Below are 24,453 nucleotides of genomic sequence, written 5' to 3'. Positions count from 1 at the left end.
CTCACGGCCCTGGCCTCCGCCCTCAGTTCAGCGGCACTTCCATCCGGCTCAGCACCGGCCGCCACGCCGCCTGCTGCGCCTGCAGGAACTGCGCGAACTCGGCCGGCGTCCCGCCCACCACGTTCTGCACGTCGCCGAAGATGCTCTCCCGGATGCGCGGGTCGTTCAGCGATTGGACGGCCGCGCCGTTCAGCGCCTGGATGACGGGCTGCGGCGTGCGGGCCGGGGCCAGCAGGCCGAACCAGCTCAGCGCCTCCACGCCCGGCGCGTATTCTGCGAAGGCGGGCACCTCGGGCGTCTGCGGCATGCGCTGCAGGCTCGTCCAGCCGAGGATGCGGCCCTGGCCGTTGCGCATGATCGGCATCGCCGTGCTGCCCGCCACCACCAGCAGGTCGAGGTTGCCGGCGAGGAAGTCGTTCATGGCCGCCGCGTCTCCCCGGTAAGTCACGTCCTGCATGCGGATGCCGAGGCCCTGCAGCACCATCAGCATGGCGACGTTCGTGAGCGTCGTCGGGCCGTTGGTCCCGTAGGTGATCTGGCCGGGACGCGCCTTGGCCGCCTCGATCAGCGCGGGGATGTCGCGCGGCCCGTCATTCCGCGCGATCACCGCGAAGGGATAGGTCGTGCACAGCGTGATTGGGGCGAAGTCCTCGATCTTGTAGGGCAGGTTGGGCTGCACGATCGGGTTGATGGTCAGCGTGGTGCCCGAGGACATCAGCAGCGTGTAGCCGTCCGGCTGGGCGCGCGCGACGGCCTCGCCGCCGATGACCGTGTTGGCGCCGGGGCGGTTATCCACCTGCACCGGGCGGCCGAGCGTCTGGGTCATCTTCTCCGACATGCGCCGCGTCAGCACGTCGGTGCTGCCGCCCGGCGAGAAGGGCACGATGATGGTGATGTTGCGCGCGGGCCAGGCGGGTTGCGCGGCGACCGGCGCGGACAGCAGCGCGGGCATGGACAGCAGCGGCAGCGCACCAAGCACGCGCCGGGACATCTTAGACATTTTCGTTCCTCCTGTTGGCGGGATTATGGCAGCGCTGCCCAGGGATTGCCATGCAACGGAGGGTGTTCGGCAGCGTTTTCTCGCCGTTAGACTCGATCCGGCGGTCGGCCATCGGGGCCGGTCGGAAGGGTCGAGGAAAAGTCGATGGCAAAGATCTGTCTCGTGGTCGAGTTTCACATCAAGGAGGGCGCCCACGGGGCATTCGACAGGATCATCCGCGAGCATGCCGCCGGCACGCTAGCGGACGAACCAGGTTGCGAGCGTTTCGACGTGCTGCAGCCGAAGGACAAGGATGGCCCGGATCTGAGCCGGATCATGCTCGTCGAGGTCTATGCCGACGATGCCGCGCTGGCAGCGCACACGGCGAATCCCCGCCTGGGCCGCACCCGCGCCGCCTATGCCGATCTGATCACCGATCGGAAGATCAACATCTGCACCATTTAGAAGGAAATCGCCCAATGATCGGGAAACGGATTCGCCTGGCGCTCGTCATGGCCGGCCTCGGCCTCACCACGGTGGCCTGCAACAATCCCTACAGCCCCGGCCAGCGCGCCGCGGGCGGCGCGCTGCTCGGCGGCGCGGGCGGTGCCGCGGTCGGCGGCCTCGCGGGCGGCGGCCAGGGCGCGCTGATCGGCGCGGGGGTCGGCGCGCTCGGCGGCGCGGCCATCGGCGCCGCGACGACGCCGGAGCCGCCCCGCCGCGGCTATGGCCGCCGGTACTGATCCGGGCGATCAACAGATCCGGACCTTCGTGACGGCCGGACTTTCGTGACCGACCGGGGCGTGGCACAGTCACGCCCCGAGAGGAAATGATCATGGAATTCCCAGGCGCAGGTCTTCCAGCGGGCGCCATCGATGTCGACCTGCATCCGATGGTCCCGGAACTATCTGCGCTGGCCCCCTATCTGGAGCCCATCTGGCGCGACCAGATCGCCATGCGCGGCATGGAGGGCTTCGACACCCAGTCCTATCCGCCCCGCTCGCCCAAGACGGTGCGTGCCGACTGGCGGCCCGGATCCGCACCGCCGGCGGCGACCGCGCAGCAACTGCGCGACCAGGTGCTGGATCCCTGGGGGATCGCGCGTGGCATCGTGACGCCGCTCTACGGCGTGCAGCTGGTCTTCAACGAGGACATGGCGAACGGCTTCACGCAGGCGCTGAACGACTGGACGCGGAAGGAATGGCTCGACGCCGACCCGCGCCTCTCCGGCTCCATCATCCTGCCCATGTTCAACACGGAGCACGCGGTCGACGAGATCGAGCGCTGCGCGCCGGATCCCCGCTTCGTGCAGGCCATGGTGCTGGTGATGGGCGAAACGCCGCTCGGCCGGCGGCACAACTGGCCCGTCTTCGAGGCGCTGGTGCGCCACGACCTGCCGCTGGCCATCCATGCCGGTAGCACCTACCGCAATCCCGTGACCTCGCTCGGCTGGCCCTCCTGGTACGCCGAGGACTATCAGGCGAACCAGCAGGCCTTCCAGAGCACCATGGCCTCGCTGATCACCGAGGGCGTCTTCGTGAAGTTCCCGACGCTGAAGGTGGTCCTGCTGGAGAGCGGCGTGAGCTGGCTGCCGGCCTTCCTCTGGCGGCTGGCCAAGGGCTGGAAGGGCGTCCGCTTCGAGGTCCCCTGGCTCGATCGCTCGCCCATCGAGGTGGTGAAGGAGAATGTGCGGCTCTCGGTCCAGCCCTTCGACGCGCCCGAGGATGCCGAGACGGTGAAGCGTCTCATCGACCATCTCGGCAGCGACGAGATGCTGCTCTGGTCCAGCGACTGGCCGCACTGGCAGTTCGAGGGCGACCCGAAGCTGCCGCCGGGCATCGGGCCCGAGCTCGCCCGCAAGATATGCGTGGAGAACGCGCTTTCGACCTATACGCATCTCGCCGCCGCCGATCGCGCAGCGCCTCCACGCGCGGAGCGCGAACCGGCGGCGCAACCATGAGGGAGACTGTCGCATGAACGTCATCCGCCCGCAGGCGGCCCCGGGCCGTCCCCTCGCCGCCACCCAGGGCCTGATCGACGTGGACATCCATCCGCGCGCGAAATCCGTCCACAACTACGACCCCTGGCTTTCCGCCACGATGCGCGAGCGGCTCGCCACCTACGGCATGCGGCCGCGCCACGGCTTCACCAAGGGCCCGCCCTATTTCAAGTCGCAGCCGCTGGCCTCGCGCCTGGATGCCTGGACGCCCGAGGGCGGGACTCCGGCCAGCGATCCGGCCTTCGTCGCGTCCCAGCATCTCGACTACCACGGCGTGGAGATCGGCCTCCTCAACCCGCTGCAGCCCTCCGGCCAGGGCGACCAGAACAACCCCTTCTCCACCGCGATGGCCCATGCCGTGAACGAGTGGCAGCTCGCCTGCTGGGTGGCAGAGGACGCGCGCCTGCGCGCCTCCATCGTCGTTCCCTACGAGGATCCGGAAGCGAGCGCGAAGGAGATCCGCCGGCGCGGCGGCGACCGGCGCTTCGCCCAGGTGCTGCTGATGAGCCGCACCTCGCACCCGCTCGGCAATCCGAAGTACTGGCCGATCTTCGAGGCGGCGCAGGAGGTGGGGCTGCCCATCGGCATCCACGCCTTCGGCTATTCCGGCTGGGCCATGACCAACGGCGGCTGGCCGAGCTTCTACATCGAGGAGGTCAGCGAGCACGCGACCTCCTGCCAGTCGCTGGTCGCCTCCATGGTGCTGGAGGGCGTGTTCGAGCGCTTCCCGAAGCTCAAGGTCGTGCTGATCGAATGCGGCTTCGGCTGGCTGCCGAGCGTCGCCTGGCGGCTCGACAGGCACTTCCCGAGCCTGCGGCACGAGCTGCCGCATCTGAAGCGGCTGCCCTCCGAGCAGATTCGCGAGCATATCTGGGTCAGCACCCAGCCCGTGGAGGAGCCGCCGCGGCCGGAACAGCTGCTGGACTGCATGGGCTGGATCGGCTGGGACAGGATCCTCTTCGCCAGCGACTACCCGCACTGGGACTTCGACGATCCGCGCTACGCGATCCCGAGCTTCATCCCCGAGGCGAAGCGCGCCGCGATCTACGGCGGCAATGCCAGGTCGGTGTACAACTTCGGATGACGCGGCACGTGATCGCGCCCGCGGCGGAGATCGCGCCGGGCGAGCGCCGGGTGGTCGAGCTGGACGGCAAGAAGATCGTGCTGTTCAACCTGGACGGCGAGTTCTTCGCCCTGTCCGACCGCTGCCCGCATCAGGGTGGCTCGCTTTCGCGGGGGAATTCCATGGCGCTGATCCAGAGCCCCTGCCCCGGCGAGTACAGCTACAGCCGCTCGGGCGAGTTCGTGCGCTGCCCCTGGCACGCCTGGGAGTTCGACATCCGCACGGGGAAATCGCAGTTCGACCCGCGGCGGACGAAGGTGCGCGCCTTCCCCGCCTGCGTGGAGAAGGGCGAGGCGCTGCAGCTCCAGGCGGAGACCTTTCCGGTCAGCGTGGAGCAGGACTACGTGGTGGTGGAGGTCTGACGGGGCTTCGCGACAGGCGTCCGCTTCTTCGGTGTTCCCCGCACACGCGGGGATGAGCCGTCTCCGCCCCAGGAAGCCCAACGACACTCGCCGCCCGCTTCATGCCTGAAACGAAACCTTCCCTCGCTTTCGCAGTTACGAAGGCCAGAAAAGGAAAGCCAACATGAATCTCGTCATCTATATCGTAGGCCTCGTCGTGGTTATCGCCGCCGTGCTGAGCTTCTTCGGCCTACGTTAGGCCGAGAACTCCTTCGCCACATTGGCGAAGGCCAGATCCAGCCAGGGCAACAGCGCCTCTACATCCGAGCGCTCCACCGTGGCGCCGCACCAGATCCGCAGGCCGGGCGGCGCGTCGCGGTAGCTGCCGGCATCCAGCGCCACCCCCTCCTCCTCCAGGATCGCAGCCAGCCGCTTCGCCGCGGCGACCTGCTTGTCGTGGTCCATCGCGGTGAACCAGTCGGCCACGATCTTCAGGCAGACCGAGGTGCAGGAGCGCGTCGCCGGGTCCATGGCCAGGAATCGCGCCCAGTCGCTCCGCTCCACCCAGGCGGCGACGGCGGCGAGGTTGCCCTCCGCCCGCGCGATCAGCGCCGGCAGCCCGCCGATGTCCTCGGCCCAGCGCAGCCCGTCCAGCGCGTCCTCCACGCAGAGCATGGAGGGCGTGTTGATCGTGTCGCCCTTGAAGATTCCCTCGTTGATCTTCCCGTCCTTGGTCAGCCGGAAGATCTTCGGCATGGGCCAGGGCGGCGTGTGCTCCTCGAGCCGCTTCACCGCCCGCGGCGAGAGCGCGAGCATCCCATGCGCCGCCTCGCCGCCCAGCACCTTCTGCCAGGACCAGGTGACGACATCGAGCTTGTCCCAGGGCAGCTCCATCGCGAAGGCGGCGCTGGTGGCGTCGCAGATGGTCAGCCCCTCGCGGTCCTCGGCGATCCAGTCGGCCGCGACGAGGCGCACGCCGCTGGTCGTGCCGTTCCAGACGAAGACGGTGTCGCGCTTGGGGTCCACCTTCCAGACGTCGGGCAGGCCGCCATAGGGCGCGCGGATCATCCGCAGCTCGGTCAGCTTCAGCTCGAAGGCGATGTCCTGCGCCCATTCGGCGGAGAAGCTCTCCCAGGCCAGCACGTCCACCCCGCGCGGGCCGAGCAGGCTCCATAGCGCCATCTCGACGGCGCCGGTGTCGGAGGCGGGCACGATGCCGAGGCGGTAGTCGGCGGGCATGCCGAGGATGGCCTTGGAGCGCGCGATCACCTCGGCGAGCTTCGCCTTGGGTGCCGGGGCGCGATGGCTGCGGCCGAGCAGAGCGCCCTCCAGCGCGGCCAGCGAGAAGCCCGGGCGCTTGGCGCAGGGGCCCGAGGAGAAGCAGGGATTTTGCGGCTTCAGCATGGGCGGTTTCGTGCCATGGGCCGCGGCTCCTGTCACCGCCCCTTTCCTTCGCATCGGTCGCGCGGCAGTGTCCGAGGGATGTCGGACATGCTCGAAACCTTCTGCCTCGCCATGCCCAAGGTGGACCTGCACGTCCACCTCCTGGGCGCCGTGCGCCAGGCCACCTTCGCCGAGATGGCCGCCCGCAGCGGCATGACGGAGGCCGAGACGGAGGCGCTCTATGCCCGCGACGCGAAGCCCAGGGGCGTGCTCCACGTGCTGCGGGCCCTGGAGCAGCGCGTGCTGCGCCAACCCGGAGACCTGCACCGCATCGCCTACGAGCACCTGCAGGACGCGGCGGCCCATGGAGTGCGCCATTCGGAGATCTTGTGGAACCCGACCGGCACCGCGCATATCTTTTCCTACGCGAAGGGCGCGGATGCGGTCCTCGCCGGCTTCGCGGACGCCGCCACGGATTTCGGCGTCTCCGCCCTCCTGATCCCCTCGATCGACCGCGAGGCCACGCCGGAGGCCGCGACCCAGCTGACCGAATGGATGCTCGCGCATCGCCGCGATCCGATCATCGGGATGGGCATCGACTATCGCGAGACGGACCGGCCGCCCGAGCTCTTCTGGCGGGCCTGGCGCCTGGCGAAGCAGGGCGGCTTCCGGCTCACCGCCCATGCCGGCGAGTTCGGCTGCCACCCCCGCAACGTGGCGACGGCGCTGGACCTGCTGGAGGTGGACCGCATCGACCACGGCTACACCGTCCTCGAAGACCCCGCGATGGCGGCCCGCTGCGCCGAGCGCGGCGTGCTCTTCACCGTGGTGCCGACCAATTCCTACTATTTGCGCAGCCTGCCGCCCGAGCGCTGGGCGCTGGACCATCCGATCCGCCGCATGCCCGCCGCGGGCCTGCTCATCCATCCCAACACCGACGATCCGCCGCTGCACCAGGTCACGCCCACGCGCTGCTGGCGGATGATGGTGGAGGATTTCGGCTTCGGCCTCGCCGACCTGCGCGGCTTCATGCTCAACGGCATCCGGGGTTCCTTCCTTCCCGAGACTTCGCGCCGGCACCTGGAAGCCGCCTTCGCGCAGGAGTTCGACGCGCTGGTGGCGGAGACCTACCCGGACGGAGTGATCTCATGAAGCGCCGCGCCCTGCTTGCCGCCCCCGCCCTGCTGGCCGCGCCGGCGCGCGCGCAGTCGCGGACCATCACGCTGATCGTGCCCTTCGCGGCCGGCGGCAACGTCGACACCGTCGCGCGGCTGGCCGCAGGGGAGCTGACGCGCCGGCTCGGGCAGAGCGTCATCGTCGAGAATGCGCCCGGCGCCGGCGGCACCATCGGCACCGAGCGCGCGGCCCGCGCCGCGCCGGACGGGCATACCCTGCTGGTCGGCGTCGAGAGCCCCTTCACCATCTCGCCCTTCGTGACGCCCGGGGCCGTGCGCTACGACCCGCTGCGCGATTTCGCCCCCATCGGCATGCTGGCCTCGCTGCCGCTGACGCTGGTGGGCCGCCCCGATCTGCCGGCGGCCGACATGGCGGGCGTGATCGCACTCTCGAAATCGCGGCCGGACGGGCTGACCTATGCGACCTCCGGCACGGGCACATCGCTGCATCTCTGGGGCGAGATCATCGCCAGGCGTTCGGGCGCGAAGCTGGAGCACGTGCCCTACCGGATCGCGGCCCAGATCCCGGCCGACCTGATGGCCGGCCGGCTCGACCTCGCGGTGCTCACCGTCACCAGCACAGGGCGGCTGGTGCGGGATGGCCGCATCAAGGGCTACGCCATCTCCTCGCTGGAGCCGCATCCGGGGCTGCCGGCCCTGCCGCCGCTGGCCCGCCTGCCGGAATTCTCCGGCTTCGAGATGCTGGCCTGGCAGGCGCTTTTCGCGCCGGCCCGGACCGATCCCGCCATCCTCCGCCGCGTCGCGGCCGAGCTGGATGCCATGCTGGCCGATGCGGGCTTCCGCGCAGCGCTCGACCGCGTGGGCATGACGCCCTGGCGCAAGACGCCGGGGGAGCTGACGGCGCTGCTGCGGGCGGACCTTGCGCGCTACGAGGAGGTCGTGCGGCTGGGGAATATCCGCGCGGACTGAGGGCCCGATCGGCCGGCTCGGCGCGCACCGGCAAGCGCCCGTGCTGGACGGAAGAGCGGCATCCGCTCCGCCCGCCGTTCCGCCGAGTTGGCCGGGCCGTTCAGAAGGGGCTCGACGAGGACCGGAGGCCGCCGGCGCGGCCGCCCTCAATCCATCGTCGCGCCTGAGGACCGCACGAGCTCGGCCCAGAAGGCAACCTGTGCCTGCACGAAGGCATCCAGCTGCGCAGCCGTCGCGGGCGGCACGGCGTCGAAGCCCGCGCGCCGCAGGCGCTCCTTCAGCCCGGCATCCGCCAGCACGCGGTCGAAGGCGGCGCGCAGCTGCGTCTGCGTTTCGGTGGGCAGCTCGCGCTGGCCGGCGAAGCCGTACCAGATGTCCGTGTCGCCGAAGGCCGGATAGCCGAGCGAGACCAGCGTCGGCACGCCGGCAAGGAGCGTCGAGGGGCGCGGCCCCGTCGTGCCCAGGGCCTTCAGCCTTCCGTCGCGGATCAGCCCGGCCACCGACGGCACGGATGCGAAGCCGAACTGCGTCTCCCCGGCCATCAGGCCGGTGACGCCCTCGGCGGGCCCGCGATAGGGCACGTTCTCGACCGCGATGCCCGTTAGCATGGCCAGCTGCGCGCAGGAAAGATGCTGCGAGGTGCCGTTCCCAGGCGAGAAATGCCGCAGCGGTGGCTGGCCCGGCTGCCTCGCCCTGGCGATCAGCCCGGCGAGGCTGTCGATGCCGCCCCCGGCCGGGACGATCAGCGCATTGGGCGTCGAGCCGGCGATGGTCAGCAGCGTCAGGTCGCGGGCGGGGTCGAAGGGGATGTTGCGGTAGAGCGCCTTGTTGATGGGAATGGAGCTGGCCGAGACCAGCGCCAGCGTCAGCCCGTCCGGCCGGGCGCGGACCACCTGGCCGATGCCGAGGGTGCCGCCCGCGCCGGGGCGGTTGTCGATCACCACGGACTGGCCGAGCAGCGCGGACAGCTCCGGCGCGACGAGGCGGGCGATGATGTCGTTGGTGGAGCCGGCGCCATAGGGCACCACGATGGTGACGGTGCCGGCCGGCAGCGCCCGCGACGCAGGGATGAATCCGGCAGCGCCGGCAGCGCCGAGCAGTGCCCGCCGGCGCATGATATGCTTATAAGGAGCGAGCATCGAAATCTCCGGCAGCTGTTGCGTCGCACATTGGGGATTTGTGGGCCCGGCGTCCACTGCGTCCGTACGGCTCGGCTCGACGCGGGAAGACTCTTCGGCGAATATTCGCTCCGAAGTTATCGAGGAACTTGCAATGCCCATCACGCCCATGACCGGGACGGCCATGCCGATGCAGCCCATGGTGGCCGGCAAGCGCTGGATGGTCTCCGCCGGGCACTACCTGGCGGCCGAGGCGGGCGCGACCATGCTCGCCGCAGGCGGCAACGCGGTGGATGCGGCGGTCGCCGCCGGCATGACCCTCGGCGTCGTGCATGCGGACCAGGTTCAGTTTTCCGGCGTGGCGCCCCTGCTTATCCACATGAAGGAGCGCGGCGACGTCGTCTCCATCAGCGGCCTGGGCACCTGGCCCAAGGCGACGCGGCCCGAGGTCTTCGTGCCGGAGAACCGCATCCCGCTCGGCCTGCTGCGCACCGTGGTGCCCGCCGCGCCGGATGCCTGGATTCTGGCGCTGGAGCGCTTCGGCACCATGCCCTTCCACGAGGTGGTGCAGCCCGCCATCCGCGCCGCACGCGAGGGCTTCTGCGTCCACCCGATGATGGCGCAGTTCATCGCGCAGTTTCAGGACCAGTATCGGCTCTGGCCACAGAATGCCGAAATCTTCCTGCCCGGCGGGAAGCCTCCGGTGGAGGGCGATCTGTTTGTGCAGACCGACCTCGCGGCCTCGCTGCAATACATGTGCGACGAGAGCGAGGCGGCCACCGCGCGCGGCGGCCACGCGGCCGGGCTGCAGGCGGCGCGCGCGGCCTTCTACACGGGCGACATCGCCCGGACCATGGTGCGCTATCACGAGGAGAATGGCGGCTGGCTGGCGATGGAGGACCTCGCCGGCTACCGCTCCGAGGTGGAGGAGGCCGTCTCCATCGAGATCGGCGGCACGCGCATCTTCTCCTGCCCGGCCTGGTGCCAGGGACCGACGCTGCTGCAGATGCTCCGCATGGTGAGCGGGCTCGACCTGCCGGCGCTCGGCCACAACAGCGCGGCCTATGTCCACGCCATCGCCGAGGCGATGAAGCTCTGCTTCGCGGACCGCCATCGCTGGTTCGGCGATCCGCGTTTCGTGGATGTGCCGCTCGACCTGCTGCTCTCGGAAGCCTACGCGGCCGAGCAGCGCAAGCGCATCGACCCCGACCGCGCCTGGCCCGAGATGCCGCCGCCGGGCGTGCCGGGCAACATGGCGTCGGCTGTTATAGGCACCGTGCCGCCGGTGGAGGGCGACACCTCCTACGCTTGCGCCGTGGACCGCTGGGGCAATGCCGTCTCGGCCACGCCGAGCGACACCTCCTATGAGAGCGAGGTGATCCCCGGCCTCGGCTTCGTGCCCTCCTCGCGCGGCTCGCAGTCCTGGGCCGATCCCTCCAGCCCCTCGAGCGTGCAGCCCGGCAAGCGGCCGCGGCTGACGCCCAACCCGTCCCTGGCCATTCGCGACGGCGAGTTCGTGATGCCCTTCGGCGGTCCCGGCGGCGATCTCCAGCCGCAGGCCATGATGCAGGTCTTCCTGAACCACACCATGTTCGGCATGCCGATCCAGGCCGCGATCGAAGCGCCGCGCTTCGTGACGCATTCAATGCCGCACACCTTCGAGCCGCATCTCTACCAGCCCGGCCGCCTCGACCTCGAGACCTCGCTCGGCGAGGAGGTGGCGCAGGCGCTGTCCGACAAGGGCCATCTGGTCCACATGCGGCCCGCCATTTCGACCAACGTGTCCGGCGTCTGCGCGATCCGTGCCGACCTACGTTCCGGCACGCTCTACGGCGGGGCTGACCCGCGTCGCGCCGCGCGCGCCATTGGATGGTGATCGATATGCAAAGACGTTCTCTCCTCGCCACGCCGGCACTGCTGCTGGGTGCGCCCGCCTCTGCCCAGGGCACGCGCACGCTCTCGATCGGCGTCGCGGCGCCTGTCACGACCATGGACCCGCATTTCCACGACGCGGCGCCGAACAAGGGCCTGGCCTCGCATATCTTCGATGGCCTCACCGATCTCGACGAGCGCTCGCGCGTCATTCCCGCCCTCGCGGAATCCTGGGAGCGCGTGGAGGACAAGCGCTGGCGCTTCCGCCTGCGCCGCGGCGTGCGCTTCCATGACGGGCAGGACTTCACGGCCGAAGACGTGGTCGCCAGCATCGCCCGCACCGGCCGCGTGCCGAATGCCATCGCGCCCTTCACCACCTATACGCGCAGCATCGAGACGGTGCGCGTGATCGACCCACACACGGTCGAGATCGTGACCAAGGTCGTGGAGCCGCTGACACCCGGCAACATGGCTCAGGTGAAGATCCTGCCGCGACGCATCGCGGAATCGGCAACCACCGAGGAATTCAACCGCGGCACGGCCGCCATCGGCACCGGGCCCTTCCGCCTCGTCTCCCACGCGCAGAGCGCCGTCACCGAGCTCGCCCGCCATGAGGGCTACTGGGGCGAGAAGCCGCATTGGGAGCGCGTCTCCTATCGGCCCATCACGGGCGCGGGCCCTCGCATGGCCGCGCTGCTCGCCGGCGACGTGCAACTCGTCGACGCCGTGCCCAGCGGCGACCTCGAGCGCCTCCGCGGCGAGCGCGACGTGGCCATCAGCGAGACGGTCGGCCTGCGCCTCATCTACCTCTGGCTCGACCGCCGCTCCGCCGAGCGCACCGCCGCCATCACCGGGCCGAACGGCGAGGCCCTGGCCCGCAATCCGCTCGACGACCGGCGGGTGCGGCAGGCGCTGTCCATCTCGATCAACCGCCAGGCCATCGTGGACCGCATCCTCCAGGGCGCGGCGGTCCCCACCGGCCAGTTCATGCCGCCCGGCGGCGTCTCCCACGATCCCGCCCGGCCCGTGATCGGCTTCGCGCCCGACCGCGCCCGCGCGCTGCTCGCCGAGGCCGGCTATCCCAATGGCCTTCGCCTCACCCTCAACGGCCCGACCGACCGCTACCTCAACGGCGGACAGGTCATGCAGGCGATCGGCCAGATGTGGCAGCGCGTGGGCATCCGCACCTCCGTCGAGCCGCAGCCCTGGAACCTCTTCGCCGGGCGGCTCAACCAGGGGAACTATTCCGTGGCCCTGGGGGGCGTCGGCAATGCCAGCGGCGATTCCTCGCTGGCGCTGCGGATCGTCGCCGCGAGCTTCGCGCCCGACCGCGGCTTCGGCACGCTCAACTACGGGCGCTACAGCAACCCCTCGCTCGACGCCCTGATCGAGCGCGCCGTCTCCGAGCCGGACGACACGCGCCGCGAGGCGCTCCTCCGCGAGGCCGTGGGCGCCGCGATGGACGACGTGGCGCTCATCCCGCTGCACATCCAGAAGAACATCTGGGCGACGCGCCGCGGCCTGACCTACACGGCGCGCGCCGACGAGCAGACCCGGGCCTGGCTGGTCAGGCCCGGCGCGGCGTGAGAAGCGGCCTGCGGCGGGCCTGAGTCCCGGACCTATCTGTCCGGACAAACTGCAGGGCACTGCGGAAAGCTGCTAAGCACGGCGGAAAGAAGCAAAAGGAGGTCCGCCCGCATGTCCCGCCCGATCCGCCGCCGCACCCTGCTGACCACGCTGGCCGCCGCGCCGCTGGCCGCCCCGGCACTGGCCCAGACCGGCTTCCCGGCGCGGCCGGTCCGCATCATCGTGCCCTATGCCGCCGGCGGCGCCAGCGACATCGTCGGCCGGCTGATGGCGCAGCACGCCACCCGGGAGACCGGCCAGAGCTTCGTCGTCGAGAACCGCGGCGGCGGCGCCACGGTGCCCGGCACGCAGGCGGTGGCGATCGCGCCGGCCGATGGCTACACCATCAGCACCGTCGACAATGCGCTCTCGGTAAATCCGACGATGCTGCGCGGCCGGCTGCCCTTCGACACCGAGAAGGACCTGGCGCCGCTCGGCGTGCTGGTGCAGGCGCCGGTGGTGCTGGTGAAGCACCCGGCGGCACCCGCAGACACCGTCGCCGACCTCCTGGGACGGGCGCGGCAGCGGCCGGGCTCTGTCAGCCTCGCGCATGCGGGCATCGGCAGCCCGACCCATCTGGCGGTGGTGCAGTTCCTGGTGGCGAGCGGTCTGGAGATGACGCCGGTCGGCTACCGCGGGGGCGGGCCGCAGATCACCGCGCTGATGGGCGGCGAGGTCCAGTACGGCTTCATGAGCGTGCCGTCCTCGCTGGCGCAGCTGCAGGCCGGGAGGGTGAAGGCGCTGGCCATCACCTCCCCGGCGCGCAGCCCTCTGCTGCCGGAGGTGCCGAGCTTCCGAGAGGCCGGCCTGCCGGCGGTGGATCTCGTCGGCTGGTGGGGCATGGTGGCGCCGGCGGGCGTGCCGGAGCCGGTGCTGGACCGGCTGCACGCGCTTCTGGTTGCGGCCGTGCATGCGCCGGAGGTGGCGGAACGGCTGCGCACGCTGAATTACGAGCTGGTCGGCGGCAGCCGGGCGGATTTCGCCTCGCTGATCCGCCATGAAATCGCGCGCTGGGCCGATATGGGCGCGCGGGGGGCGCTGCAGGCGGAGTAGGTCAGCCGCCGCGGATCCCGCGCTCGCGGATCAGGCGCCCCCAGGCTTCCGTCTCGCTTTCCATGAATCGCTGGAGCTCGTCCGGCGTGCCGCCCTTGGCGTCGATGCTGAGCTCGGTCAGCCGTCGCTGGACGGCGGGGTCGCGCAGCGCCGTGTTGAAGGCCGCGTTGAGGCGGGCGACGGCGTCGTCGGGTGTGGCGGCCGGCACGACCAGCGCGGACCAGGCGACGGCGTTGTAGCCGGGCACCCCGGCCTCGGCGATGGTCGGCACCTCGGGCAGGGCCGCCGAGCGGGTGGCGGAGCTGACGCCCAGCGCGCGCAGGCGGCCCGACTCGATATGCGCCAGCGCCTCGGGGAGGCTGACGATCATCGAATCCACCCGCCCGGCCATGATGTCCGGCAACGCGGCGGTGGAGCCGCGATAGGGCACGTGCTCGATGGAGACATTGGCCAGCGCCTTGAACATCTCGCCCGCGAGGTGCGAGGCGGAGCCGACGCCGGAGGAGGCCATGGTGAGTCCTCCCGGCCGGGCGCGCGCGAGGGCGAGGAACTCGCTGACATTCGTGGCGGCGATGTGCGAGCCGATGACGAGCACGTTGGGCACGATGCCGCCCATGACGACGGGCCGGATGTCGCGCCGCGGGTCCCAGCCCAGATTGTCCAGCAGGTAGAGGTTGGAGGCGCAGCCCAGCGTGCACATCAGGATCGAATGGCCGTCGGGCGCCGCGCGCGCGCCGGCCTGCATGCCGATATTGCCGCCGGCGCCGGTGACGTTCTCGACCTGCACGGGCTGGCCGAGTTCGGTGGCGGCCCTCTCGGCCAGGACGCGCGCCACGATGTCGGGCGCGCCGCCGGGCGCGAAGGGCACGATGATGCGCAGCGGCTGCGTGGGGAAGCGCGTCTGCCCGGCCGCCGGAAAGATCACGAGGACGGAAAGCGCCAGGATCGCGGCGCGGCGAAGGATCCGCATGATCGACTCCTTATAAGGCCCTGCTTCACAATGCCCTCGTTCTGATTGAAGCTTGCCTGGGAAAACCGCGTCAAGGACGGGATTCATGGATCTGAGCACGGATTCGGCGCGCGCGCTCACGGCCATCGACGAGGCGGAGATGGTCGATCTGCTGCGCCGGATGATCCGGATCCCGAGCCAGCATTTCGAGGAAGGCCCCGTCATGGACTTTATGGCGGAGCGCATGACCGAGGCCGGCTTCGAGGTCACCGGGATGCCGGTGCAGCACCCGCTGCAGAAGGAGCGCATGACGCGCCAGTCGATCGGCCGGCTGCGCGGCACGGGCGGCGGGCCGACGGTGATGATCAACGGCCATCTGGACGTGAATGTCCTGATGCCGGGCTGGACCGTCGATCCGCACGAGGCGAAGTACGAGGACGGCTGGATCTGGGGCCTCGGCGCGCAGGACGACAAGGGCAACCTGGCCGCCTCCTTCGCCGCGATCCAGGCCATCCGGAAGGCCGGCATCCGGCTGAAGGGCGACGTGCTCTTCTGCCCGGTGGCGGCGCACAAGGTCGGCGGCACGGGCACGCGGACGCTGGTGAAGAACGGCGTCACGGCGGATTACTGCATCAACCTCGAGCACTCGGCGAACACGATCGGCTCGGTGATCGTGGGCTCGGTGCGGGTGCGGCTGCGGACGAAGACGCCCGGCCTCTTCTTCCGCTTCACCGACGCGGCGCGCGCCGGCTACTTCAACCCGATCGAGCAGCAGGCCCTGATGATCGGCGCCTTCGGGCCCAGCCTCTCGCCGCTGCCGCACAACGGATGGGCGAAGTTCCGCGCCCATCCGCAGCTGCCGGGCTTCCCGATGATCCGCTACGACGCCATCGGCAAGGACCATTACGGCACGGCGAGCGACCTCGTCTTCCAGGTCCGCACCGTGCCGGGCATGACGCTGGAGAGCGTCACGCGGGACGTGGAGGCGGTCGTGGCGGCGCTGAAGGCGCAGCACCCCGCGCTGGATTGCGAGGTGATCATCCCCGGCAACGGCCCGGAGGACCCCTTCTTCATGGATCCGACCGAGCTGCCCGACGCGCATCCGCTGGTCGCCGCCATGATCCACGGCTATCGCGCCGCGACCGGCGGGGAGCCGCAGGTCGGCGGCGTCGAGCGCATCGGCAATTTCGGCGACGGCAACATCATGACGGCGGCCGGCATCCCCTCGATCCAGTTTGGCGCGGGCGACATCAAGCGCTATCCGGAATGGCCGGCGCCGGACGAGCGCGTGCACGTCTCCGAGCTCTCGACCACCGCGCGCACCGTCGCGCATGCGCTGGTGGAGCTCTGCGGATGAGCCTCCTCGCGCCCCTCGACCGCAACGCGCTGACCCATGCCTCGCCCTCCGAGGTGCGCGCGGCCGTCCGGGCGGGGCGCTGGACAGGCACGACCAAGCGCATGGCGCTGGGCTACCACCAGGCCAACGTCACCATCGTGCCGGAGCGGCACGCCTTCGACTTCATGCGCTTCTGCCAGCGCAACCCGCGCGCCTTCCCGCTGCTCGACGTCACCGATCCCGGCGAGCCTTTCGCGCGGCTCGCGGCGCCGGAGGCCGACCTGCGGACGGACATCTCGGCCTATTGCATCTATCGCGACGGCGTGATGGTCGATCGCGTGGCGAACCTGCGCGAGACCTGGCGGCAGGACCACGTCGCCTTCCTCACCGGCTGCAACCTCTCGCTCGATGCGGTGATGATCGAGGCGAGGATTCCCTTTCCCCATCTGGTCCGCGAGAGCGCCTTTCCCGCGCAATACCGCTCGAACATCGCCACGCGCCCGGCCGGCGTCTTCCACGGCCCCATGGTCCTGTCCTACCGCGCGGTCCCGGCGCCTCTGCTGCAGCGGGTGGTCGAGCTGACCTCGCGTTACCCGCTCTGCCATGGCGGGCCCGTGCATGTGGGCGATCCGGCGGCCATCGGCATCGCCGACCTGGCGGCCTGCGACTGGGGGCGCCCGCCCGAGCCGGAGCCCGGCACAACGCCCTGCTTCTTCGCCTGCGGCATCACCGCCCAGGCCGCGGCGCTGGCCAGCGGCATCCCGGAGATGATCACCCATGCGCCGGGGCATCTCTTCCTGACCGACCTTCCGATCTCGGACCGGAGCCTCGGATGAGGCGGCGCGGCAGATGTCGTCGCGCGCATCGCGGCCCAGGCCCTGGGCGAGAGCACGGGGCGGGGCTTCCTCGTGGAGAACCGTACCGGCGGCAGCCCCTCCTGGAGCGTTTCGCCGCCGAGCTCGACGGGGGACGGTGGAGTAGCGACAAGGCTCGGGCCAGGACTTGGCCCGGGGCAGGTCAGGCGGCCTGGCGCGCCGCGTAGCCCTGTGGATTGGCCAGGTGCCAGTTCCAGGCGGTCCGCACGATCTCGTCCAGACCGGCATGGCGCGGCGTCCAGCCCGTCTCGGCGCGGATGAGCGCCGAGGAGGCCACCAGCGAGGGCGGGTCGCCGGCGCGGCGGGGGCCGTTCTCGTAGGGCACTTTGCGGCCCGAGACGCGCTCGATCGCGGCCATCACCTCGCGCACCGAATGTCCTGCCCCATTGCCGATATTGTAGCGCACCGAGCCCCGCTCCAGCCTCGGCAGCACCGCGATATGCGCGGCGGCCAGGTCGGTCACATGTACATAGTCGCGGATCGCCGTGCCGTCCGGCGTGTCGTAGTCGGTGCCGAAGACGTGCAGCGGCGGCGCGTGGCCGAGCGTGGCCAGGATGGCGCGCGGGATGAGGTGCGTTTCCGGCTGGTGGTCCTCGCCGGCGCGGCCGCGCGGGTCGGCGCCGGCCGCGTTGAAATAGCGCAGCGCCGCGGAATGCAGGCCATTGGCCCCCTCGGCCCAGGCGAGCGCCTGCTCGATCATGAGCTTGGACTGGCCATAGGGATTGACCGGGGTCGTCGGCGCATCCTCCAGGATGGGCGTGACGCGGGGCACGCCGAAGACCGCCGCCGTGGACGAGAGGACGAAGCGCAGGCATCCCGCGCGCATCGCCGTCTCGGCCAAGTTCAGGCTGTTGGACAGGTTCTCGCGGCAGTAGCGCAGCGGATCCTTCATGCTGTCGCCGACGAGCGACAGCGCGGCGAGGTGGAACACCGCGTCGAACTTCCAGGCGGCGAAGATCTCGCCCAGGCGCTTCCGCTCGGAGAGGTTGGCATGGATAAAGGTCGCGCCGCCCGACACGGCCCCGCGATGGCCCGTGGAGAGGTCATCTACCACGACGACCTCGTGCCCGGCGTCGAGCAGGGCCAGGACGACATGGCTGCCGACATAGCCGGCGCCACCGGAAACGAGATAACGCGACATGAGACTCACCCGCTTTACTGGGTAACACCTTTGCCCGGGGAATGTGGCACGAATTCGCTAGCGGGCGGGCATTTGGGCCGCAATGAGCACCGCGAGACGGTCGCCCAGCCCCCTGCGGATCTCGCGACCCAGGGCGAGGCGCCGGAGGTCGCGCCGGGCCAGGGTGAGCGGCAGGGCGGCCGCGATGGCCGATCGGGGCAGGCCGCGCAGGCCGGGCGCCTCCGGAGCGCCGGAGGCCAGCTCCCGGATGGCCGGCTGGGCAGCCTGCGGATCGGCCAGGACCGCCTCGGGCCTCACCAGATCGGCGGGCAGCAGGCACCGGCCCTGCGCCGCGAGCGCGGGTACCGCGCGCAGCAGCCCGGCCAGCCCATAGAGCATGCCCGCCTGCTGCAAGGCCGGCAGCAGCGCGGGCGGCGCGCCGAGCAGCCGGCCCGCGACGACGGCAAAGCCGCCGGCCGTCCCACGGAGATAGGCGTGCAGCGCCGGGATGGTGGGAATGCCCTCCTCCTCCGTCTCCGCCTCGCGCGCCTCGGCCATGGCGACGAGGCCCTCGGCGTCCAGGGCGCCCTGGCGGATGGCGGCGTGAAGGGGCGCGGCGACCTCATGCTGGCGGGCGGGACGGCCCTCGACGGCCTCCTCCACGGCCTCCCGCCACCAGGTGAGGCGCATCAGGGCCAGCATGGGGTTGCTCGCGGCCTCGCGGGCGCGGGCCAGCTCGTGGTTGAAGGCGATCAGGGTGAACATTGCCTCCCGCTTCTCCGCCGGGGCGAAGAGCGCGCAGAAGAAGCGGTCCGGATCGTGGCGGCGCGCGATGGCGCCGCAGGGCGTGAGTTCGGGCACGGGAAGCCCATGGCCGCAAGAGCGTAACTCCGCAAGCGGTTGACGCACCCCGCCACCCTGCTTAGCTGCGCAGCATCGCTTCACCAGGAGAAACGCCCATGGCCTTCAGCCTTCCCCCCCTCCCCTATGCCACCGCCGCCCTCGCCGCCCAGGGCATGTGCCAGGAGACGCTGGAGCTGCATCACGGCAAGCACCACAACGCCTATGTGACGGCGCTGAACGGGCTGATCGAGAGCAAGGGCCTCGCCGGCAAGTCGCTGGAGGCGATCGTGGCCGAGGCCGGCAAGGCCGGCGCCGACGGCCTCCCCGTCCTGAACCAGGCCGGCCAGCACTACAACCACATCCTCTTCTGGCAGGTGATGAGCCCCTCGGGCGGCGGCGACAAGCTGCCGGCGAAGCTCGCGGCCAAGATCGACAGCGATCTCGGCGGCCTCGCCAAGTTCAAGGAGGACTTCAAGCAGGCCGGCGTGACACAGTTCGGCTCGGGCTGGGCCTGGCTGATCATCGGCGGCGACGGCAAGCTGAAGATCACGAAGACGCCGAACGGCGCGAACCCGATTTCCACCGGCGAGGGCAAGCCCATCCTCGGCGCCGACGTGTGGGAGCACGCCTATTACCTCGACTTCCGCAACGTCCGCCCCAACTACCTGGACAACTTCCTCAACAAGCTCGTCGACTGGAGCGTGGTCGAGGGCCTGATGGAGAAGGGTGGGCTGGAGAGCGGCCAGAGCGCGTAATTCACGCCCTCAAACGGCGGGCGGCGGCTCCGCCGCCTTGCCTTCCGCCGCGCTGCTGGCGCGCTAGCGGTTGAGTCGGGTGGGCGGCGCCGGCCGCTTTGCGGCCGGATGCTTCGCCGGTTCGCCGCTTCTGAAATGTGTCGCGAGGGGCGTCCGGGAGACCGGGCGCCCTTTTCCGCTCAGGCGGCCGCCACGTCCTTCAGGGCGCGGACGAATTCCTCCGGCGCCTCCTGCGGGGGGTTATGGCCCACGCCCGGCAGGATCCGGCGCTCGAAGCGGCCCGTGAAGCGGCTGGAAGCCCTCGGCGGCGGCGGGCTCACGCCGTCCGAGCCGCCATGCAGGTCGATGGCCGGCACGGTGATGGGCGGCAGCTGCGCCAGGGCGGCCTCGATCGCGTCATGCGCCGGGTCGCCGGCGGCCAGGCCGAAGCGGTGGCGGTAGGACTGGATCACCACCGGCACGTAGTCCTCGTTCTCCCAATGCGCAGCGCTGGCGACGAACTCCGCCGCTGAGAAGCGCCAGTCGGGCGACCATTGCTCCCAGAGCAGCCGGCCGATCTCGCGGCGGTTCTGCTCCAGGCCGCGGGCGCCCCGCGCGCCGTGGAAATAGTACTGGTACCAATGCCGCATCTCGCGGTCGGGCGCGGCCGGCTCGCCGCTGCGGGCGATGTCCTGGATGTTGTAGCCGGTGCAGCTCACCAGGCCGCTGCAGCGCTCCGGATGCAGCGCCGCCACGATGCAGGCGGCGCGGCCGCCCCAGTCGTAGCCGGCCAGGATCGCGGAGGGGATGGCCATCGCGTCCATCAAAGCCAGCAGGTCGGCGCCCAGCGCCCCCTGGCCGCCGGAGCGGATCACGCCGGGCTTCAGCCGCGTCTCGCCATAGCCGCGCAGATGCGGCACCAGCACGCGGTGCCCGGCCTCGGCCATCAGCGCGGCGACGGCATCGTAGCCGCGCGCGGAATAGGGGAAGCCGTGGAGGAGGAAAACCACGGGCCCGGCTTCCGGCCCGTGCTCCTCGACGGCGATGATGGCCTGCGGGGTCTCGACGAACCGCAGGGCCATGGGCTCAGCTCTTGGCGTCGTTGGCGGCCTGCGGACGGATCACGCTGCTGATCGTCCCGCGCACGACGGTCACGCGCACATTGGGCGCGATCTCGACGTCCACCTCGTCGGAGTTCTCCTTGACCTGCTTGATCTCGCCGACGATGCCGCCGGCCGTGATCACGCGGTCGCCGCGCTTCAGGCTGGTGAGCATGCCGCGATGCTCCTTCATCTTCTTCTGCTGCGGGCGGATCAGCAGGAAGTAGAACACCACGAAGATGAGCAGCAGCGGCAGGAGCTGCATGACCATGGCGCTCGCACCTGCGGCGTCCTGGGCATAGGCCGGGGAGATGAGCATCGTTCCTCGCAGTGTGATGGCTGGTGGCGTGGCGGGTGGCGTGGCGGGCCTGGGCCAGATGGCCCGCATGCGTCCCCGCGTCAACAGTCCAGCGATTCATCGCCCTTGCGCAACGCCGCGCGCGCGGCTTCAAAACCCTCCATGGAAACGGAATTGCTGGCCCGCATCGCGGCCGCCCTGGAACGCCTCGCCCCCCCGCCCCCGCCGCCGCCGCGGCTCGAGGGCGCCGACGCCTTCGTCTGGAAGCCGGAACGGAACCAGCTCGTTCCGGTGCCCCATGTCAGCCGGGTCGACATCGTGCTGCTGCAGGGCGTCGCCCGGCAGAAGGAGATCATCCTCGAGAACACGCTGCGCTTCGCCCGCGGCTTCCCGGCGAACAACGCCATGCTCTGGGGCGCGCGCGGGATGGGGAAGTCCTCGCTGGTGAAGGCCGCGCATGCCGAGGCCAATGTGCAGTTTCCCGGCTCGCTGGCGCTCATCGAGATCCATCGCGAGGACATCCGCACCCTGCCCGAGCTGCTCACCCATCTGCGCGCCCAGGAGCGCCGCGCGCTGGTCTTCTGCGACGACCTCTCCTTCGAGAAGGAGGATGCCGACTACAAGGCGCTGAAATCCGTGCTGGACGGCGGCATCGAGGGGCGGCCGGCCAATGTCCTCTTCTACGCCACGTCCAACCGCCGGCACCTCATGCCGCGGGACATGATCGAGAACGAGCGCAGCACCGCCATCAACCCCTCCGAGGCCGTCGAGGAGAAGGTCTCGCTGAGCGACCGCTTCGGCCTCTGGGTCGGCTTCCACAACTGCGACCAGGACACCTTCTTCGCGATGATCGACGGCTATGCCGGCGCCATGTCGCTGCCGGTCTCGAACGAGGAGCTGCACAAGGCGGCCATCGAATGGAGCGTCACGCGCGGCGGCCGCTCGGGCCGCGTGGCCTGGCAGTTCATCCAGGAGATGGCGGGCAAGCTGGAGGTCAAGGTCACATGAAGTTCATCGAGACGCTCGACGAGCTGCACGGCCATTACGGCGTGCCCGGCGCGGCCTCCACGGAGAAGGAGGCGGCCTGGTTCATCCCGGAATACCGCAGGATCATCGAGGCGTCGCCCTTCCTGGCGCTGGCCACCGCCGGCCCCGAGGGGCTGGACTGCTCGCCCCGCGGCGACCGGCCGGGCCAGCTCGTCCGGATCCTCGACGACCGGACGCTGGCCCTGCCCGACCGCCGCGGCAACGACCGGATCGACAGCCTGCGCAACATCCTCCGCGACCCGCGCGTGGCGCTGATGTTCCTGATCCCGGGCAGCGGCAATGCGCTGCGGATCAACGGGACGGCGCGGCTCACGGCCGACGACGGGCTGCGCCGGAGCTTCGAGATGGAGGGAAAGCGGCCGCGGACCGTCGCCATCATCCGCGCCGAGACCATCTACTTCCAATGCGCCCGTGCCGTGATCCGAGCCCAGCTCTGGGAGCCCCATCCAAAGCCCGACCTGCCGACGCCGGGCCAGATCCTGGCGGCGATGACCAGGGGGACCGTGGGCGGGCCGGCCTACGACCAGGAATGGCCGGAGCGCGCCGCGCAGACGATGTGGTGAGGCTGGGCCCCGCGGTCCGCGACACGCAGGGACGCTTCCTCAACCCCGATGGCGGGCCGGCGGGGCAGTCGCTGCGCAACGTCTTCCGGATGATGCGCGAGCGCGGCGGCGTGCCCTGGCCGCCCGCGATCGTCGACCCGCCGCAGCCCCCACCGCCGGACAACGTGCCGGCGGGGCACGCCGCCTTCACCTTCATCGGCCACTCGACCTTCCTGATCCGGCTCGACGACGGCACGACGATCCTGACCGACCCCATCTTCAGCGACCGGTGCAGCCCCCTCTCCTGGGCGGGGCCGAGGCGGGCGCGGCCGCCGGCGATCGCGCTGGAGGCCCTGCCGCGGATCGACGCGGTGCTGGTGAGCCACGGGCATTACGACCACCTCGACATCCCGAGCCTCCAGGCGCTGCACGCGCGGTGGAAGCCCGCGATCTACACCGGCCTCGGGCACGCGGCGCTGATGGCGCGGCACGGCGTTCCCGGCGCGCTGGAGCTGGACTGGGGCGGCGAGGCCGTGCTGCCCGGCGGGCATCGCGCGACCTATCTGCCGATGCGGCATTTCTCGGCACGCGGGCTGCACGACCGCTCGAAGGCGCTTTGGGGTGGCTTCGCGGTGGAGGCGGCGTCCGGCGGGCGGCTGGCCTTCCTCGGGGATACGGCGGCGGGCGGACATCTGGAGGTGATCGGCCGCGCCTTCGGCGGCTTCGGCGCGGCGCTGATCCCGATCGGCGCCTATGAGCCTTTCTGGTTCATGCAGAAGGTCCATATGACGCCCGAGCAGGCGCTGGAGGCGCAGCTGCAGCTCCGCGCCCGCACCGCGATCGCGATGCATTTCGGCACCTTCAAGCTGACGCAGGAGGCGATCGACGAGCCGGAGCGGTGGCTCAGCGCCGCCCGTGGAGAGCAGGATTTCCGCCTTCCCGCCTTCGGCGGGAGCCAGATCCTCCCGCTCGCGGCCCCCTGACCTTTCCCCTGGTCCTGGCGCGACAGACGCGACGCGGAAGATGATGCCGGATCAACCAAGCCGCGATTAAGGTCCTGCGACGAAGGGAGAGGGCGCGCCTGGGCCGCGCCTTCCATGGCAGGATCAACCGGCGGCCAATGTCTTCTCGCAGAATGGCCATGCAGGAGCCGGAGGGCTTCTCGCTCTCCTATCGCAGATTCGGGCTGTGCGGCGGGCGCTACACCGCCTGGACGCTCCCGTCGGGCGCCGAGCTCATGCGCGCCTTCAACCCCCCGGTCGGTGCCGCGCGCGGCCGGCACGAGATGGCGCTGGCGCTGCATCTCTGCCTGGCGCGCGGCCCCGGCCGCATCACGCGCCATATCGGCGAGGTCCGGGATCTGCCGCCGCCGCGCGTCGGGCTCATGACCCTCTCGCCCGGTGCGACGGACCTCGAATACGAGGCCCATGGCAGCACGGAGATCGTGACCCTCACGCTGCCCGAATCGGTCTTCACGGCGGTGGGCGGCAGGGCGGGAGACGCCTTCTCGCGGGGGCTCCTGCCCTTCCGCGATGACGCGCTGCGCAGCGTTCTGCTGGAGCTCACGGAGCGCGCGGCCAGCGGGGCCAGCGAGCGGCTGTACGTGGACCATGCCCAGGCGTTCCTGGCAGCGTCGCTCGCCTCGCCCAGGCGACAGCCGGGCCGGCGGCCGCTGTCCGACCTCGCGCTGCGGCGCGTTCTCGACGCCATCGAAACCTCGCTGGCGGAAACGCCCTCGGAACCGCCCTCGCTCCAGGCCCTGGCGGATCTTGCCGGCCTGTCCGTCGCCGAATTCGCGCGGTGCTTCCGCGCGGCCACGGGCGAGACACCGCATGCCTTCGTCACGCGGCGAAGGATCGAACGGGCCCAGGCGCTGCTGCGCGGCCGGCCCTCGCTCCCCCTCGCCGATCTCGCGGTGGCGCTCGGATTCGCGGACCAGGCGCATTTCAGCCGCCGCTTCCGCCAGGTCACCGGCACCACGCCGGCCAGGTTCCGCCGCGGCGCCTGACC

The 24,453-nt window shown here is 70.8% G+C and carries 25 protein-coding genes; 17 read left to right on the top strand and 8 right to left on the bottom strand.

Annotated features, from left to right (window positions below; genetic code table 11):
• Nucleotides 1–22: 22 nt before the first annotated feature.
• Nucleotides 23–1,000: a tripartite tricarboxylate transporter substrate binding protein gene (locus EJV46_RS20860; protein WP_165585651.1), complete on the bottom strand. Its 978-nt coding sequence runs from the start codon at nucleotides 998–1,000 to the stop codon at nucleotides 23–25.
• A 144-nt stretch (nucleotides 1,001–1,144) separates the two neighbouring features.
• Here EJV46_RS20860 and EJV46_RS20855 point away from each other — a divergent pair, with 144 nt between their 5' ends.
• The 5 genes from EJV46_RS20855 to EJV46_RS20835 all read left to right on the top strand — a co-directional run bounded on the left by EJV46_RS20855 (nucleotide 1,145) and on the right by EJV46_RS20835 (nucleotide 4,463).
• Nucleotides 1,145–1,444 carry a putative quinol monooxygenase gene (locus EJV46_RS20855; RefSeq protein WP_131550657.1) on the top strand — a complete coding sequence of 100 codons (300 nt, stop codon included), beginning with the start codon at nucleotides 1,145–1,147 and terminating at the stop codon, nucleotides 1,442–1,444.
• Between the two features lie 14 nt (nucleotides 1,445–1,458).
• Nucleotides 1,459–1,722 (top strand): glycine zipper domain-containing protein, encoded by a 264-nt coding sequence (locus EJV46_RS20850; RefSeq protein ID WP_131550656.1) that lies wholly within the window; start codon nucleotides 1,459–1,461, stop codon nucleotides 1,720–1,722.
• Between the two features lie 92 nt (nucleotides 1,723–1,814).
• Nucleotides 1,815–2,939: an amidohydrolase family protein gene (locus EJV46_RS20845; protein ID WP_131550655.1), complete on the top strand. Its 1,125-nt coding sequence runs from the start codon at nucleotides 1,815–1,817 to the stop codon at nucleotides 2,937–2,939.
• 13 nt (nucleotides 2,940–2,952) lie between these two features.
• A complete protein-coding gene (locus tag EJV46_RS20840) occupies nucleotides 2,953–4,062 on the top strand; it encodes an amidohydrolase family protein (protein WP_131550654.1) in 1,110 nt (369 codons plus the stop codon).
• A gap of 8 nt (nucleotides 4,063–4,070) precedes the next feature.
• Nucleotides 4,071–4,463 (top strand): Rieske (2Fe-2S) protein, encoded by a 393-nt coding sequence (locus EJV46_RS20835; RefSeq protein WP_240782684.1) that lies wholly within the window; start codon nucleotides 4,071–4,073, stop codon nucleotides 4,461–4,463.
• Nucleotides 4,464–4,697: 234 nt separating this feature from the next.
• On the opposite strand, the gene EJV46_RS20830 is transcribed toward EJV46_RS20835, so the two are convergent.
• Entirely contained in the window at nucleotides 4,698–5,846 is a 1,149-nt protein-coding gene (locus EJV46_RS20830; protein ID WP_240782683.1) for a phosphoserine transaminase, read from the bottom strand.
• 87 nt (nucleotides 5,847–5,933) lie between these two features.
• On the opposite strand from EJV46_RS20830, the gene EJV46_RS20825 reads away from it, so the two are divergent.
• Both EJV46_RS20825 and EJV46_RS20820 read left to right on the top strand, forming a co-directional pair.
• The gene (locus EJV46_RS20825; RefSeq protein WP_206020891.1) at nucleotides 5,934–6,977 is read left to right on the top strand and encodes an adenosine deaminase; all 1,044 of its coding nucleotides are present in this window, start codon (nucleotides 5,934–5,936) and stop codon (nucleotides 6,975–6,977) included.
• Nucleotides 6,974–7,930, top strand: coding sequence for a tripartite tricarboxylate transporter substrate binding protein (locus EJV46_RS20820; protein ID WP_131550650.1), 957 nt, complete (start codon nucleotides 6,974–6,976; stop codon nucleotides 7,928–7,930). Before EJV46_RS20825 ends, EJV46_RS20820 begins: the two co-directional genes overlap by 4 nt.
• Nucleotides 7,931–8,076: 146 nt before the next feature.
• Here the strand turns inward: EJV46_RS20820 and EJV46_RS20815 are convergent, their stop codons facing one another.
• Nucleotides 8,077–9,069 (bottom strand): tripartite tricarboxylate transporter substrate binding protein, encoded by a 993-nt coding sequence (locus EJV46_RS20815; RefSeq protein WP_165585650.1) that lies wholly within the window; start codon nucleotides 9,067–9,069, stop codon nucleotides 8,077–8,079.
• 133 nt (nucleotides 9,070–9,202) lie between these two features.
• Between EJV46_RS20815 and EJV46_RS20810 the strand changes: the two genes are divergently transcribed.
• From EJV46_RS20810 to EJV46_RS20800, 3 genes are all read left to right on the top strand, one after another.
• Entirely contained in the window at nucleotides 9,203–10,924 is a 1,722-nt protein-coding gene (locus tag EJV46_RS20810; RefSeq protein WP_131550648.1) for a gamma-glutamyltransferase family protein, read from the top strand.
• A 5-nt stretch (nucleotides 10,925–10,929) separates the two neighbouring features.
• On the top strand, nucleotides 10,930–12,507 hold the full coding sequence (locus EJV46_RS20805) for an ABC transporter substrate-binding protein (protein ID WP_240782682.1): 1,578 nt from the start codon (nucleotides 10,930–10,932) through the stop codon (nucleotides 12,505–12,507).
• 111 nt (nucleotides 12,508–12,618) lie between these two features.
• Nucleotides 12,619–13,599: a tripartite tricarboxylate transporter substrate binding protein gene (locus EJV46_RS20800; protein WP_131550646.1), complete on the top strand. Its 981-nt coding sequence runs from the start codon at nucleotides 12,619–12,621 to the stop codon at nucleotides 13,597–13,599.
• 1 nt (nucleotide 13,600) lies between these two features.
• Here the strand turns inward: EJV46_RS20800 and EJV46_RS20795 are convergent, their stop codons facing one another.
• Nucleotides 13,601–14,569, bottom strand: a complete 969-nt coding sequence (locus EJV46_RS20795; RefSeq protein ID WP_165585649.1) for a tripartite tricarboxylate transporter substrate binding protein — start codon at nucleotides 14,567–14,569, stop codon at nucleotides 13,601–13,603.
• 85 nt (nucleotides 14,570–14,654) lie between these two features.
• On the opposite strand from EJV46_RS20795, the gene EJV46_RS20790 reads away from it, so the two are divergent.
• Nucleotides 14,655–15,905, top strand: coding sequence for a M20 family metallopeptidase (locus EJV46_RS20790; RefSeq protein WP_131550644.1), 1,251 nt, complete (start codon nucleotides 14,655–14,657; stop codon nucleotides 15,903–15,905).
• Nucleotides 15,902–16,720, top strand: coding sequence for a D-glutamate cyclase family protein (locus EJV46_RS20785; RefSeq protein ID WP_131550643.1), 819 nt, complete (start codon nucleotides 15,902–15,904; stop codon nucleotides 16,718–16,720). The genes EJV46_RS20790 and EJV46_RS20785 overlap by 4 nt, the downstream gene beginning before the upstream one ends.
• 181 nt (nucleotides 16,721–16,901) lie before the next feature.
• On the opposite strand, the gene galE is transcribed toward EJV46_RS20785, so the two are convergent.
• A complete protein-coding gene (galE, locus tag EJV46_RS20780) occupies nucleotides 16,902–17,900 on the bottom strand; it encodes a UDP-glucose 4-epimerase GalE (protein ID WP_131550642.1) in 999 nt (332 codons plus the stop codon).
• 57 nt (nucleotides 17,901–17,957) lie between these two features.
• Nucleotides 17,958–18,740, bottom strand: a complete 783-nt coding sequence (locus EJV46_RS20775; RefSeq protein ID WP_131550641.1) for a squalene/phytoene synthase family protein — start codon at nucleotides 18,738–18,740, stop codon at nucleotides 17,958–17,960.
• A 98-nt stretch (nucleotides 18,741–18,838) separates the two neighbouring features.
• Here EJV46_RS20775 and EJV46_RS20770 point away from each other — a divergent pair, with 98 nt between their 5' ends.
• A complete protein-coding gene (locus EJV46_RS20770; protein WP_131550640.1) occupies nucleotides 18,839–19,477 on the top strand; it encodes a superoxide dismutase in 639 nt (212 codons plus the stop codon).
• A gap of 179 nt (nucleotides 19,478–19,656) precedes the next feature.
• Here EJV46_RS20770 and EJV46_RS20765 read toward each other — a convergent pair whose 3' ends face one another.
• Nucleotides 19,657–20,538 carry an alpha/beta fold hydrolase gene (locus EJV46_RS20765; RefSeq protein ID WP_131550639.1) on the bottom strand — a complete coding sequence of 294 codons (882 nt, stop codon included), beginning with the start codon at nucleotides 20,536–20,538 and terminating at the stop codon, nucleotides 19,657–19,659.
• Nucleotides 20,539–20,542: 4 nt separating this feature from the next.
• Nucleotides 20,543–20,875, bottom strand: coding sequence for a preprotein translocase subunit YajC (yajC, locus tag EJV46_RS20760; RefSeq protein WP_131550638.1), 333 nt, complete (start codon nucleotides 20,873–20,875; stop codon nucleotides 20,543–20,545).
• A gap of 141 nt (nucleotides 20,876–21,016) precedes the next feature.
• Here yajC and EJV46_RS20755 point away from each other — a divergent pair, with 141 nt between their 5' ends.
• The 4 genes from EJV46_RS20755 to EJV46_RS20740 all read left to right on the top strand — a co-directional run bounded on the left by EJV46_RS20755 (nucleotide 21,017) and on the right by EJV46_RS20740 (nucleotide 24,451).
• Complete coding sequence (locus EJV46_RS20755) at nucleotides 21,017–21,862, top strand: ATP-binding protein (RefSeq protein ID WP_131550637.1); 846 nt, start codon at nucleotides 21,017–21,019, stop codon at nucleotides 21,860–21,862.
• Nucleotides 21,859–22,464: a pyridoxamine 5'-phosphate oxidase family protein gene (locus EJV46_RS20750; protein WP_131550636.1), complete on the top strand. Its 606-nt coding sequence runs from the start codon at nucleotides 21,859–21,861 to the stop codon at nucleotides 22,462–22,464. Before EJV46_RS20755 ends, EJV46_RS20750 begins: the two co-directional genes overlap by 4 nt.
• On the top strand, nucleotides 22,461–23,426 hold the full coding sequence (locus EJV46_RS20745; protein ID WP_240782681.1) for an MBL fold metallo-hydrolase: 966 nt from the start codon (nucleotides 22,461–22,463) through the stop codon (nucleotides 23,424–23,426). Before EJV46_RS20750 ends, EJV46_RS20745 begins: the two co-directional genes overlap by 4 nt.
• 137 nt (nucleotides 23,427–23,563) lie before the next feature.
• Nucleotides 23,564–24,451 (top strand): AraC family transcriptional regulator, encoded by an 888-nt coding sequence (locus EJV46_RS20740; RefSeq protein WP_165585648.1) that lies wholly within the window; start codon nucleotides 23,564–23,566, stop codon nucleotides 24,449–24,451.
• Nucleotides 24,452–24,453: the final 2 nt, after the last annotated feature.

The organism is Roseococcus sp. SYP-B2431 (genome assembly GCF_004336745.1).
Lineage (GTDB): Bacteria > Pseudomonadota > Alphaproteobacteria > Acetobacterales > Acetobacteraceae > Roseococcus.
Note: the sequence above shows the minus strand (reverse complement) of the source record. Positions and strands in the feature narration are given on the sequence as shown.